Annotated in this window: 11 protein-coding genes; 5 read left to right on the top strand and 6 right to left on the bottom strand. The window is 73.6% G+C overall.

Annotated features, from left to right (window positions below; all coding sequences use genetic code 11):
• Positions 1–28: 28 nt before the first annotated feature.
• Entirely contained in the window at positions 29–451 is a 423-nt protein-coding gene (locus tag AB0E91_RS10590; RefSeq protein ID WP_161178104.1) for a hypothetical protein, read from the bottom strand.
• Positions 452–626: 175 nt separating this feature from the next.
• Positions 627–1,313, bottom strand: coding sequence for a DUF6445 family protein (locus AB0E91_RS10585; RefSeq protein ID WP_361778235.1), 687 nt, complete (start codon positions 1,311–1,313; stop codon positions 627–629).
• Between the two features lie 231 nt (positions 1,314–1,544).
• On the opposite strand from AB0E91_RS10585, the gene AB0E91_RS10580 reads away from it, so the two are divergent.
• The gene (locus AB0E91_RS10580) at positions 1,545–2,321 is read left to right on the top strand and encodes a DUF4142 domain-containing protein (RefSeq protein ID WP_361779053.1); all 777 of its coding nucleotides are present in this window, start codon (positions 1,545–1,547) and stop codon (positions 2,319–2,321) included.
• Here AB0E91_RS10580 and AB0E91_RS10575 read toward each other — a convergent pair.
• The gene (locus AB0E91_RS10575; protein ID WP_361778232.1) at positions 2,318–3,976 is read right to left on the bottom strand and encodes a glycoside hydrolase family 13 protein; all 1,659 of its coding nucleotides are present in this window, start codon (positions 3,974–3,976) and stop codon (positions 2,318–2,320) included. The genes AB0E91_RS10580 and AB0E91_RS10575 overlap by 4 nt on opposite strands.
• Positions 3,977–4,236: 260 nt before the next feature.
• Here AB0E91_RS10575 and AB0E91_RS10570 point away from each other — a divergent pair, with 260 nt between their 5' ends.
• The gene (locus AB0E91_RS10570) at positions 4,237–5,232 is read left to right on the top strand and encodes an LAETG motif-containing sortase-dependent surface protein (RefSeq protein ID WP_361778229.1); all 996 of its coding nucleotides are present in this window, start codon (positions 4,237–4,239) and stop codon (positions 5,230–5,232) included.
• 209 nt (positions 5,233–5,441) lie between these two features.
• Here the strand turns inward: AB0E91_RS10570 and AB0E91_RS10565 are convergent, their stop codons facing one another.
• A complete protein-coding gene (locus AB0E91_RS10565; protein ID WP_361778226.1) occupies positions 5,442–6,410 on the bottom strand; it encodes a nucleoside hydrolase in 969 nt (322 codons plus the stop codon).
• Between the two features lie 158 nt (positions 6,411–6,568).
• Here AB0E91_RS10565 and AB0E91_RS10560 point away from each other — a divergent pair, with 158 nt between their 5' ends.
• Positions 6,569–7,375 (top strand): hypothetical protein, encoded by an 807-nt coding sequence (locus tag AB0E91_RS10560; RefSeq protein ID WP_361778224.1) that lies wholly within the window; start codon positions 6,569–6,571, stop codon positions 7,373–7,375.
• A gap of 6 nt (positions 7,376–7,381) precedes the next feature.
• Here the strand turns inward: AB0E91_RS10560 and AB0E91_RS10555 are convergent, their stop codons facing one another.
• Positions 7,382–8,599, bottom strand: a complete 1,218-nt coding sequence (locus AB0E91_RS10555; RefSeq protein WP_361778221.1) for a tetratricopeptide repeat protein — start codon at positions 8,597–8,599, stop codon at positions 7,382–7,384.
• 111 nt (positions 8,600–8,710) lie between these two features.
• Here AB0E91_RS10555 and AB0E91_RS10550 point away from each other — a divergent pair, with 111 nt between their 5' ends.
• Positions 8,711–8,917, top strand: coding sequence for a hypothetical protein (locus tag AB0E91_RS10550; protein ID WP_361778218.1), 207 nt, complete (start codon positions 8,711–8,713; stop codon positions 8,915–8,917).
• A 292-nt stretch (positions 8,918–9,209) separates the two neighbouring features.
• Positions 9,210–10,787 carry an LCP family protein gene (locus tag AB0E91_RS10545; RefSeq protein WP_361778215.1) on the top strand — a complete coding sequence of 526 codons (1,578 nt, stop codon included), beginning with the start codon at positions 9,210–9,212 and terminating at the stop codon, positions 10,785–10,787.
• On the opposite strand, the gene AB0E91_RS10540 is transcribed toward AB0E91_RS10545, so the two are convergent.
• Positions 10,777–11,850: a hypothetical protein gene (locus AB0E91_RS10540; RefSeq protein WP_361778212.1), complete on the bottom strand. Its 1,074-nt coding sequence runs from the start codon at positions 11,848–11,850 to the stop codon at positions 10,777–10,779. The two genes, AB0E91_RS10545 and AB0E91_RS10540, sit on opposite strands and share 11 nt — an antisense overlap.
• Between the last annotated feature and the right edge of the window lie 62 nt (positions 11,851–11,912).

The raw sequence follows: 11,912 nt of genomic DNA, 5'->3' as shown, positions 1-11,912 counted from the left end.
CCCGGCACCAGAGGCTTTCGCGGCGGAATCAGGCTGTTCGACGCTCCGGGTGGTACGTCGCCAGCGCCCAGATCACGAAGAAGTCGATGCCGATCATGATCAGCGACCAGATCGGGGAGTACGGCAGGAACAGGAACTGGGCGATCATGCTCAGCGAGGCCAGCAGGATGCCGACCATCCGCGCCCACTCCAGGCCCTTGAGGATGCCCGCGCCGGTGATGACGGCGATGACACCGAGCACCAGCAGGATCCAGCCCCAGCCGGTGAGGTTGATCTTGTAGACGTAGGCATTTATTCGGGCGTACACGTCGTCCGCGGCGATCGCGGAGATGCCCTGGAGGATCGCGAGGATGCCGTTCATCAGCATCAGGACGCCTCCGAAGATGGCGCCGCCCTCGGCGAGTCCTCCGTGGGCCGGAGGTGCCGGTTGCGTCTGCTGCTGCTGGGTCATGGCCGTACCTCCGCCGTCGTCGCCCCGAGAGGGTCGTTGCTACGACGATCACGCGGGTACGGCCGGGGGACCACGGGGGCTACGCCGAACGGGTGAACGGCACCGGGCGCGGGCCGCCCCCCGAAGCCCGCGGTTCAACGCGGGCGCACGGGCCTCACACCGTCCGGCTCGGGCCTCACGCCATCCAGAAGAAGACCGCCGTCATCCGCTTCTCCTCCAGCGTCCGGCCGACGTAGCCGGTCGCGCTGTGGACGAGGTTGGCGTGGTAGAGCAGCAGCCGGTTGTAGCGGTGGGGTACGTCCACGTCCTCCTCGAAGGCGTCCGGGGCGACGAAGCGGGTGCCGAGGGCGTCGACGAGGTTGTTGTGCGGGGCCTGGACGACGTTGCCGCCGAGCCTGCCGCCGGGCAGGGACTGGCGGTAGAAGCTGGTGCCGCAGGACTTCGGCACGTGCGGGTTGAGGTAGAGCACGGCCGCGTACCGGCACAGCGCGCGCGAGTCGGCGTGCGGACGGGGCTCGCTCTCGCCCTCGCCGACCACCTGGACGCAGTTGTGGTTGAGGGTGCCGCCGCCGGGCGCCCGCTGCACCCACAGTTCCCCCGCCCCGGTCGCCTTCCTCACCAGCCGTTCCACATGGGCGAGTTCACCGGGTTCGAGGCCGGGCATCGCGCGCAGTCCGGGCCAGGTCTCGGAGGTGTACGGGTATCCCCTGGCCCAGTCGTCCTTGGCCAGGCACCGCTCGCGCACCGCGTCCGGGTCGGGCAGCGCGTCGTCGATGACCCAGTAGTCGCGTCCCCTGGTGGGCTTGCGGTAGGGCAGCACGGGGAGGGCCGCCGGGCGACCGGCGGGTGGCTGTGGGGGCATGGGGCGAATCTAGGGGCGGCCTTCTTCCCACTTCTCCCGGCAGGCGGTCAACTTCTGTCGAGAAGGGTCAACGTTTGACCAATCCCGGCCGAACCGAAATTGTTACCCCGACCATCGAGACGAACGGCTCCCCCATCCGTACTGCTGTGCGTCCCAACCGCCTGTCGGCGGAACCACGACCGGGCAGGAGGCACGGTGGGAATTTCGCGGAACGCGACGGGAACGATCTTCGTGGGCGGTGCGATGACGCTGACACTCGCGGCGCTCGCCTACCCCAGCATGCTCGGCCTCAACACCGTCACGGCGTCACAGACGCGGATCGTCGCCAACACGCAGTGGGGCCCGCTCACCGAGCAGGACCGCGACTTCGTGGTCAAGGTGCGCGCGGCCGGCCTGTGGGAGTACCCGCTCGGGCAGATCGGGCTCCAGAAGGGCACCACGCCGGGCGTCAAGGAGGCCAGCAAGCACCTGATCGACGGTCACGCCGCGCTCGACGCCTCCTGCCGCAAGATCGCCCCGATGCTGAACATCACGCTGCCCAACATCGCGAGCCCCCAGCAGGAGGGCTTCGTGACGCAGCTGAAGGGCGAGACCGGCAAGCAGTTCGACACCGACTTCGCCAACATCCTGCGGATGACGCACGGTTCGATCTTCAACACCATCGCGAAGATCCGGTCCACCACCAAGAACTCGCTGGTGCGGGCGCTGGCCAACCAGGCCAACGACACGGTGCTCGACCACATCACGGTGATGGAGAAGACCGGCCTGGTCGACTTCGACCAGACCATCTTCCAGCAGACCACCCCGCCCAAGCTGCCCACGGACAACCTGACCCCGCCCCCGCCGCCGCCGGGTCAGCCGGAGGTGGTCCTGACCCCGCCGCCGAACCCCACCTCCTCCACGCTGAACATCAACGGCATCACCGGGCCCAACGACACCCGCAGCGACAGCACGTCGACCGTCCCCGGCGCGACGACGGAGCCGCTGCCGACGCCCACGGTCGGTTAGTCGAGCCAGACGGTGGTGTCCGGCGGGAGACTGCCGGACACCGTCAACGGCTCGCTGGAGAGCAGGAGTTCACCCGGCGGCAGCGGTACGGCCGTGCCGCCGGTGTTGGTCACGCACCGCCAGCCCGGGGTGCGCCGGAAGTCCAGTACGTCCGGGGCGGTTTCGGGGGCCCAGGTCAGCTCCTCGCCCTCCAGCAGCTTGCGGCGCAGCCTCAGCGCGGCGCGGTACAGCTCCAGGGTCGAACCCTCCGTGCCGGTCTGCGCCTCGACGGCGTACGCCGAGAAGGACGGGGGCTGCGGCAGCCAGGCGGCGCCGGGCCCGAAGCCGTACGACGGTCCCGTCGTCGTCCAGGGCAGCGGCACCCGGCAGCCGTCCCGGCCCTTGCGGGTGTGGCCCGACTGCTGCCACACCGGGTCCCGCAGCACCTCGGCGGGCAGGTCGGCGACCTCGGGCAGGCCCAGCTCCTCGCCCTGGTAGAGGTACGCCGCGCCGGGCAGCGCCAGCATCAGCAGGGTCGCGGCGCGGGCCCGGCGCAGCGCGGCGACCGGGTCGAGCGGGGGCTCGGTGCCGCCGGAGAGCAGCCAGGCGTCCAGGTCGGTGCCCGGCGGGAGCGATAGGCGTGAGGTGTGGCGCACCACGTCGTGGTTGGAGAGCACCCAGGTGGCCGAGGCACCGGCCGAGCGGGCGGTGGCGAGGGAGCGGGTGATGACCGCACGCAGCTCTGCCGCACCCCAACCGGCTTCCAGATACTCGAAGTTGAACGCCTGGCCGAGTTCGTCCGGGCGGGCGTACAGCGCGCGGCGCGCGTCCGGCACCCAGGCTTCCGCGACGGCCGTGCGGGGCGGGTCGTAGGAGTCGAGGAGGCGGCGCCAGCCGCGGAAGATGCCGTGCACCTCGTCGCGGTCCCAGTAGGGGTGGGTGCCGGGCTCGACCAGGGGCAGGGCGTCCTCGCCGGTGGCGCCGACGCCGCCCACGTCGCGCAGGGGCTCGGAGAGGTCCTTGGCCAGGCCGTGGGCCACGTCGACACGGAAGCCGTCCACGCCCCGGTCGGACCAGAAGCGCAGCGTGGCGAGGAAGTCGGCGCGCACGTCGTCGTGGCGCCAGTCGAGGTCGGGCTGTTCGCGGGCGAAGAGGTGCAGATACCAGTCCCCGTCCGGCAGCCGCTCCCAGGCACTGCCCCCGAACACCGACTGCCAGTCCGTGGGCGGGAGTTCACCGCGCGGACCCCGGCCGGAGCGGAAAACGTACCGCGCGCGGGCCGGGGAGCCGGGGCCCGCCGCCAGCGCCTCCTGGAACCAAGGGTGTTGATGCGAGGTGTGGTTGGGGACGATGTCGACGATCACCTTGAGGCCGAGCCGGTGGGCCTCCGCGATCAGCGCGTCGAAGTCGTCCAGGGTGCCCAGGCGCGGGTCGACGTCCCGGTGGTCGGCGATGTCGTAGCCACCGTCGGCCAGTTCGGAGGGGTAGAACGGGCTGAGCCACACCGCGTCCACGCCGAGCGCGGCCAGATGGTCCAGGTGAGCGGTGACGCCCGCGAGGTCACCGAGCCCGTCGCCGTCGGCGTCCGCGAAGCTGCGGGGGTAGACCTGGTGGATGACGGCCTGGCGCCACCAGTCGGGGTTCCGGGGGGAGAGGTCGGCGGACGGCTGTGCCATGCGGGCTCCGTTCGGGCGGGGTGCCGGGGGTCCGGCGGGGCTTCGACAGGAATCTGTCCACATCGCCCCGAAACGGAAACCGGGTGGGTCCACGAACCCGAACGCCGGGCGCATTAGCGCAGGTTGACAGCTTTCACAAGGACGATCACGATGTCTCCACACTGTGGCGCACGAGACCGATGGGTCCGTCGAGGCCACGGTTGTCTCCTGTGATCTCTCCGCGCCCCGCGCGTGCTCTCCCCCGATCCGATGGGATGTCCATGTCCATAGCCCGACGTGTCACCGCGCGCCGCCTGCTGGGTACGGGCGCCGCGTCGCTCGCCCTGTGCGCCGCCTCCGTAGCCGCCGCCTCCGGGGCCTGGGCCCACGACGCGCCCGGCGGCGACGGCTGGAAGTCCGGCGGCCACCTCACCCCGGGCACCGGCGCCGGAACCGAGACCCGCACCGACGCGTGCGAGTTCTCGCTGGACGGCACCCGCTTCTTCGCCTCCGTCAAGGTGGACGACCAGAACCTGAAGCCGACCGAGGACGGCAAGGTCCACATCAAGGTCCGCGCCGCCGGCGACGCCGCGTCCTGCACCGCCTCGCTGGCCTCCTACCTCGCCCACGGCGCCACCTGGGCCACCTCCGGGCAGCAGGCCCTGGTCGGCTTCGACACCGTGAGCGTCAAGCCGGGCGGGACCGACTCGCTCGACATCGCCGTGCCGGACGCGGGCTGCTTCGCGCAGGTCGACCTGTACCGGGGCGCGGTCCGGTTCGACGGCGACCTGGACGCCAAGGACGGTCTGGTCCACGGCGACCTGCCCAAGGGCCCGGACCACGCCGTCATCAAGGACAAGCTGATCGCGGCCTGGAACGGCGGCACGAAGGAGTGCTCGATCGCGGCGCAGCCGACCCCGGAGGCCCCGACGACGCCCGCGCAGACCGGGACCGAGACCGAGACCGCCTCCCCCTCGGCCACCACCCCCGCGTCGGACGCGGCGCCCGCGTCCGAGTCGCCCGCTTCCCAGTCGGCCGCGACGGACACCGGCGCCGAGTCCGGATCGGCCGGTTCCTCCGCGTCGCCCTCGGCGGACGTCAAGGACGCCGCGGCCGCGCCGTCCGCCTCCCCGTCCGCGAACGGCGGCTCCGGCGACCTGGCCGAGACCGGTGGCGGCAACGGCTCCGGGCTGATCGCGGGTGCCGCGGCGGCGCTGGTCGCGGCGGGCGCGGCGGCCGTGGTCGTCTCCCGTCGCAAGCGCGCGACGCAGCACTGACGTCCGCGACGCGCGGCACCGGCCCGCGCGACGCGGCACCGACCTCACGGGGCGCCCCAACGCCCCCGGCGTGAGGCGTGCGCGCCGGACGCCCTCCCGGACGACGGGGTCAGGGCCGACGACCGGGCCCGGCGCCCGCCTCTTCACTCCGCCCCCGGTGGCCCCACGGCTGCCGGGGGCGCAGTCATGCGCGGAGCGGCCGTATCCCGCTAACGGCGCTCCACCGTGGACAGGTACAGCTCCACGTACCGGTCCACGTCCACGTCCAGCCCCACGTCCACCAAGGGCCGTTCCCGCTCGCCGTCGTGCAGTTCCGACTCCCCGACGCGGCCGCGCAGGTCGACGATCGTCTGGCCCCGGGCCGGACCCGGCGCGAGGGCGATCTCGACCGGGACGCGGCGGGTGGTGAGGCCCGCCGGGTCGGCCACCGCGCAGACCGCGCCCGCGTCGCCGAGGCCGCCCGCCGCCTCGTCCCGGGGCGCGGTTCCCCGGGCCGGGGGCCGGTGGGCGAGCAGGTCGCCGGCCAGCCGGGTGCCCGGTTCGGCACTCGCGCGCAGCCTGCGTACGTCCGCTCCGGGCACGACGACCCGGGTGAACACGTCGAGCCCGTACATCGTGATCGGCACCCCGGCGGTGAGCAGCACGGCCGCCGCCTCCGGGTCGTGCCAGACGTTGAACTCGGCCACCGCCGTGGCGTTTCCGGGGCCCACCGCGCCGCCCATGAACACGATCCGCTCGATGTTGCGGGTCACCTCGGGGTGGGTGCGCAGCAGCAGGGCGATGTTGGTCAGGGGCGCGGTCGGGATCAGGGTCACCGGGCGCGGCGAGGCGAGGATCTCGCGGCGCAGCAGGGTCACGGCGTCCATGGGGACGGGTGCGCGGTCCGGGGCGGGCAGCCCGAGGTCGCCCATGCCGTCGGTGCCGTGCCAGTGCGCGATCCGGGCGGGTTCGAGGAGCGGGCGTTCGGCGCCGCGCGCCACGGGTACGTCGGCCGCGCCCGCCCGTTCCAGCACGGTCAGCGTGTTGCGGACCACGCCGTCCACGTCGGTGTTCCCGGCCACACAGGTCACCGCCCGCAGATCGAGCCCCGGGTGCCGGACGGCGAACAGCAGCGCCAGCGCGTCGTCCACTCCGGTGTCGCAGTCGATGATCACGGGGACGGCGGGCCGCTCGGCCACGTCGAGCTCCTCTCGGTCGCGGACACCGAACCTACCCCCGTCGGCCGGAGCGGCGCCCCGCACTCACCCGGACGGACCGGAGCGCTGGTGGGAGGGGGCGCGGGGTGGTGCCGTGAGGGGGAAACAGCCGTTCCGCACGCGAGCAGGAGGCACCCCCGATGACCGCACGCGCCCGTGGTGCCCTGCCGACCCGGACCGGTGCGATATCCGTGCGCGGCGCCCTCCTCGCCTCCTGTGTCCTGACCCTCGGCGGCTGCGCCACCCTCGGTCTGGAGCACCCCCCGACCGCCCGGCAGCCGCTGCCGACCGTCGAGAAGCCGCCCGCCTCCTCCAAGGCCGCGCCCGGCGGCGACAAGGCGGTGCTCACCGAGGCGCAGGCGCAGTCCGCGCTCCTCACCGAGACCGACCTCGGCGCCCCCTGGACCGCGACACACGGCGCGGCCACCTGGCGGGACGGGATGCTGAAGGCCACCACCGACGCGGGGCAGTGCCAGCCGCTCCTGGACGCCCTCTACGCCGACACGCTCCTCGGCGCCCCCGCCCGCGTCGCCGTCGGCCTGGACGACCCCGACACCGGCGCCCAGCTGCGCTACCAGATCGCCGCCCGCCGCCCCGCCGACGTGGACGCCGCGCTGACCTGGCTCGGCACGATGCCCGCCGACTGCGCCCGCTTCACCGCCAGGACCGAGACCGGCCTGGTCGAGGACGTACGGGTGAACGCCGCCCCGCTGCCCGAGGTCGGCGACAAGCGCCAGGGCCTGCGGGTCAGCGTCGCCACCACGACCGAGGACGACCAGGACGTGCTGCTCACCCTGGACGTGGCCGCCGTACGGGTCGGCCAGGACGCCTTCGCGCTGACCAACGGCGGCCTGGGCGACGTGCCGAACGACGCGACGCAGGCCGCCGTCCAGATCGGCGCCCTGCGCCTGGCGGACGTGCGCAAGCAGGGGCGCGTCCAGGTGTGACCGCGCTCAGAGCTGGGCGGGGCCGAGGGTGGTGCTGCCGGGCGCGGTGCGGTGGCCGAGCCCGGTCCGGTACGCGTCCAGCGCCGCCTCCGTACGGCCGCCGCGGCGCAGCAGGTCGCCGAGCAACCGGCACAGATCGGCCAGATCTCCGGCCGCCCCGGCCCGCTCCAGAAGGCTGAGCGCGCGGACGTAGTGCTCCTCGGCGGCCTCGGTGTCGTGGGCGTCCTCGGCGATGATGCCGAGCAGCCGGTGCGCGGCGGCCGCGTGGACCGCGCCGCGCTCGGAGGAGAAGTCCCCGAGCACCCCGGCCAGCAGCTCGGCGGCGTCGCCCGAACTGCCGCGCCGGTGCAGCACGTCGGCCAGTTCCACGGCGACCTGGCTGCGGTAGAGGGCGGCGCGGGTCTCCCCGAGCATCAGCAGCGCCTGCCGCAACTCCTCCTCGGCACCCGCCAGTTGTCCGGCCTGGGCACGGACGTAGCCGCGCATCCAGTGGCAGTGGGCGAGTTCGGTGCGCAGCCCGAGGCGGTCGTACAGTTCCGCGGCCGTCGCGAGGGAGGCGTCCGCCTCGGCGTGCCGCCCCTGGGCGAGCAGGGTACGGGCGACCGAGCGGTGGGCCCGGGCCACCAGCGCGGGGTCGGACACCCGCGGGGCGAGCGCGAGCGCGGACTCGGCGGCGCGGGCGGCGTGGTGGTGGGCGCCCATGTCCATGTACGGCCCGATGGCGGTGGCGTGGAGCAGCACCAGGGCGTCGGGGTCCTGCGGTTCGGCGCGGGCCAGTTCGGCGAGGCCGGACTCCAGGAGGTGTACGGCGTAACGGAGTTCACCGGTGAGGTAGTGCGCCACGGCGCGGCCGCGCAGGACCGGTGCGCGGGCGGGGGCGGGCCCGTCCGCGAGCAGGTCCCCGGCGCGCTCGAAGTAGCCGAGGGCGTCGGTCAGTTCGCCCGACTCCAGGGCACTCTCACCGAGTCCGAGCAGGGCGGCGGCGCGTTCGGCGGTGAGGCGGTGCCCGCCGTGTTCAGCGTGTTCCCCGCGTTCGGCACGCTCCTCGCCTTCCCCATGTTCCGCGCACCCCTCGCACCCCTCGTACTCCTCGACCTCGGCGAGAACGGCGGCGTAACAGGCTCCGGCCTCCTCGGCGGCGCCGTCGGCCAGCGCGCGGCGGGCCTCCGCCAGGCGTCGCCGTAACCCCTCCGCGACGGCGGCCGGATCGTTCCGCTCGCACATCGGGCGTCCTCCCCAACTCCCTTGGGCCCCCTTGTCGTTGGGAGCGCGCAGCCCTAGGTTAATCGGCGGCTCACGCGTACCCGACTCGTCACCCGCCGTAACGAGGTCATCGTGCCCGGACGTACATCAGCCGCCCCTGGACGCACCGGCGCGTTCCCCCGCCCCCGGCCGCGCCGGGACGCGGCCGACGGTTCCCTCACCCGGGGTGTCGTGGCAGCCGTGGTGGCGGTCGCGGCGCTGGTCGTGGCGGCGAACGCGGGCCCCGCGCACACCCCGGACACCCCCTCCGCACCACCGGCCCGTTCCGCCCAGCGGTGACCCAACGCCCGTACACGCAAGGGGTTTTCAAGCTCCAGCGGAGGAACTCCAAGTAAAACTGTGGCCAAGACCAACCGCGCCTTTCCCAACAAACAGGCCCAATACACCGGTTGTACGGGAGTGGAATATCTCACCGCCGACGGTTGACAGCGAACCGCGCGGCTAGGGTGAGCGCTCCCGGACCGGTGTGGCCCAGGGCCTGTCCGACAGGCTCAATCGCCCACCGCTTGACCGGCGATGGGCGATTCTTTCGGTGGCCCCGGGGTCCGGGCCAGGGGTGGGAGGTCACGGGATGACGGCGAACAGCCTGCGCGCGGAGGAGTTCGCGACAGGACTCGCGGACCGGCCGGGCGAGGACGCCAAGAGCACCGGAAAGGGCGCGGGACGGCCCCGGCGCGGGCGCCGCATACTGAAGTGGTCCGCGGCCACCCTCGCGATGCTGGTCATCGGCACCGCCGGCGCGGGCTTCGTCTACTACGAGCACCTCAACGGCAACATCAAGAAGGCCCGGCTCAACCTCGGCGACGCCCCCGTGCCGCAGGCCACCCCGAACGCCGCGGGCCAGACCCCGCTGAACATCCTGCTGATCGGCTCCGACAGCCGGAACACCGCCTCGGACCTCAAGCTCGGCGGCTCCAAGGGCGACGTGGGCCGCCCGCCCCTCGGGGACGTGCAGATGCTGCTGCACCTGTCGGCCGACCGCAGCAACATGTCGGTGATCAGCCTGCCCCGCGACACCATGATCCCGATCCCCAAGTGCACCGATCCGGACACCGGGAAGGTGTACCCGGCGCTCTCCCTCTCCATGGCGAACGAGTCCCTGGGCCGGGGCGGCCCCGGCTGCACGGTCGCCACCTGGACGGAGCTGACCGGGGTGCACATCGACCACTTCATGATGGTCGACTTCTCCGGCGTGGTCTCCATGGCGGACGCCATCGGCGGCGTCCCGGTCTGCGTCAAGGACAACGTCTACTCGCACACCGCCGACGGCCACGGCTCGGGCCTGAAGCTGGAGAAGGGCACCCACCCGGTCAAGGGCCAGCAGGCCCTGCAGTGGCTGCGCACGCGCTACGGCTTCGAGGACGGCACCGACATCGGCCGCACCCACGCCCAGCACATGTACATCAACTCCATGGTCCGCCAGCTGCGCGCCAACGCCCGGCTCGGCAACCCCACGGAGATGCGCGAGCTCGCGGAGGCCGCGACCGACGCGCTCACCGTGGACGACGGGCTCGGCACGGTCAAGAAGCTGTACGACCTGTCGATGGAGCTGCAGAAGGTGCCCACCGACGGCATCACCATGACCACCCTGCCCACCGTGCAGTGGGCCCAGGACCACAACCGGCTCGTGCCCGCCCCGGGCGACGCCGAACAGCTCATCTCCATGGTCCGCGACGACGACGCGCTGACCGGCCTCGCCGGCAAGAAGCCCACGCCCGCCGCCACCTCCACCGACCCGGCCGCCCTGCCCGCCGACATCGCCGTACAGGTCCGCAACGGCACGGGCACCGCCATGGAGGCCCCGGCCCCCCAGCGCGCCTCGGCCGTCACCAAGCTCCTCCAGAACCAGGGCTTCTCCGGTGCCTCGGCCGACACCACCCCCGCCACCGAGCCCGACACCGAGGTGCTCTACCCCGGCCCCGACCAGGAGGGCGACGCCCAGGCCGTGGCCGACGCCCTGCACATCCCGCTCAAGCGGGCCCGCCAGTCGGACGACGTCCAGGGCGTGACGCTCGTCGTCGGCGCGGACTGGCGCACCGGGGACACCTTCCCGAAGCCCAAGCCGAAGAAGGTCCCGGAGAGCGCCGCCGTGCTGAACGGCGAGAAGGCCGACGCGTGCATGGACATCCAGCAGGGCTTCACCTGGTGACGTCGGCCTGACGTTCCGACAGCTTGTGCAGCTCCCGCCGGACATGGTCCAGGGCACCGTCCCGCCGTCCCGGCACCCGGAGCCTCAAGTCGGCCAGCGCGGGCCCCAGTTCACGGGCGCGGGCCGGGTCGTCGATCCGGCCCCACTGGTGGTGGGCGCGGTCGGCGGCCGCCTCGACCGCGGGCGCGTCCGGCGCCTGCCCGGCGGCGAGCCGCACCCCGGCCACGTCCAGCCAGGCCCGGCAGCTGCGCGCCGGGTCGCCCGCGAACATCGCGAGGTCGGCCCGTACCTCCGCCCAGTGCAGCGCGTCCTCGGAGGCCGGGCCGCGCGCGTGGGCCGCCGCCTGCTGGTGGTGCGCGGCCAGCGCGTCCGCCTCGGCGTGCCGTCCCGCGCGCACGGCGGCGGTCAGCTCGGCGTGCGGGTCGCCCGCCGGACGCGGCGGCGCGGTGAGCACCAGGTTCGTGGGCAGCTCGTCCGCGATCCGGTCCAGGGCCGCCCGGTGCAGCTCCGCAAGCGGCGGCCGGTGCCCGCTGCGCAGCAGCGTGGCCACCGCCTTCATGTACGTCGGCTGCGCGATCCCGCGCCGGGCGGCCGACGGCGCGATCCGGCCGTACACCTCGGCCGTACGGCCCGAGTCCAGCGGGTGCGCGAGCAGATGGCCCCAGGTCTCGGCGTCCGCGTGCAGGTCCGCGACGAGCGTGGTGGCCCCGGCCGGGCGCAGCCGCAGCTCCTCCCTGATCCAGTGCCAGGGCAGGGCGGTGTACCGGACGGTGGCCGCCGTGGTGCGGGCCAGCGCCAGATGCGGCAGGTGCTGGCGGCGGTCGAGCTGCAGCTGCCCGGTGACGTACACCGTCAGCGGTCCGGGCGCGGCCGCGGCGGCGCGCAGCCTCGTCAGCACGGCCTGCGGGTCCAGCGGGTCGGCCAGCTCGACCACGTTCGCGGTGTCGGTACCGGACAGCACCCCCGGGGCGACGGCGGCCAGTATCGGCAGCACCCCGGCCGCGTCCACCTGCCGGCCCCGCCCCAACGGCGCGGCCGCGAGCAACAGCACGGTTCCGGGCATCACGCCTCCCCTGTTCGGATCACCCTGCGAGCACCGTAACCGGTGGGGCGCCGGGGGCACGC

This window comes from Streptomyces sp. NPDC026659 (assembly GCF_040638245.1).
Taxonomy (GTDB): domain Bacteria; phylum Actinomycetota; class Actinomycetes; order Streptomycetales; family Streptomycetaceae; genus Streptomyces.
The sequence above is the reverse complement of the archived record's forward strand: the minus strand, read 5'-3'. Positions and strand labels throughout refer to the sequence as shown.

Bases quoted from the DNA above. Each gene is read 5' to 3' on its own strand.
- AB0E91_RS10545 (WP_361778215.1), top strand. From the start codon at position 9,210: ATGACGGCGAACAGCCTGCGCGCGGAGGAGTTCGCGACAGGACTCGCG.
- AB0E91_RS10555 (WP_361778221.1), bottom strand. From the start codon at position 8,599: ATGTGCGAGCGGAACGATCCGGCCGCCGTCGCGGAGGGGTTACGGCGA.
- AB0E91_RS10575 (WP_361778232.1), bottom strand. From the start codon at position 3,976: ATGGCACAGCCGTCCGCCGACCTCTCCCCCCGGAACCCCGACTGGTGG.
- AB0E91_RS10585 (WP_361778235.1), bottom strand. From the start codon at position 1,313: ATGCCCCCACAGCCACCCGCCGGTCGCCCGGCGGCCCTCCCCGTGCTG.
- AB0E91_RS10560 (WP_361778224.1), top strand. From the start codon at position 6,569: ATGACCGCACGCGCCCGTGGTGCCCTGCCGACCCGGACCGGTGCGATA.
- AB0E91_RS10540 (WP_361778212.1), bottom strand. From the start codon at position 11,850: ATGCCCGGAACCGTGCTGTTGCTCGCGGCCGCGCCGTTGGGGCGGGGC.
- AB0E91_RS10590 (WP_161178104.1), bottom strand. From the start codon at position 451: ATGACCCAGCAGCAGCAGACGCAACCGGCACCTCCGGCCCACGGAGGA.
- AB0E91_RS10570 (WP_361778229.1), top strand. From the start codon at position 4,237: ATGTCCATAGCCCGACGTGTCACCGCGCGCCGCCTGCTGGGTACGGGC.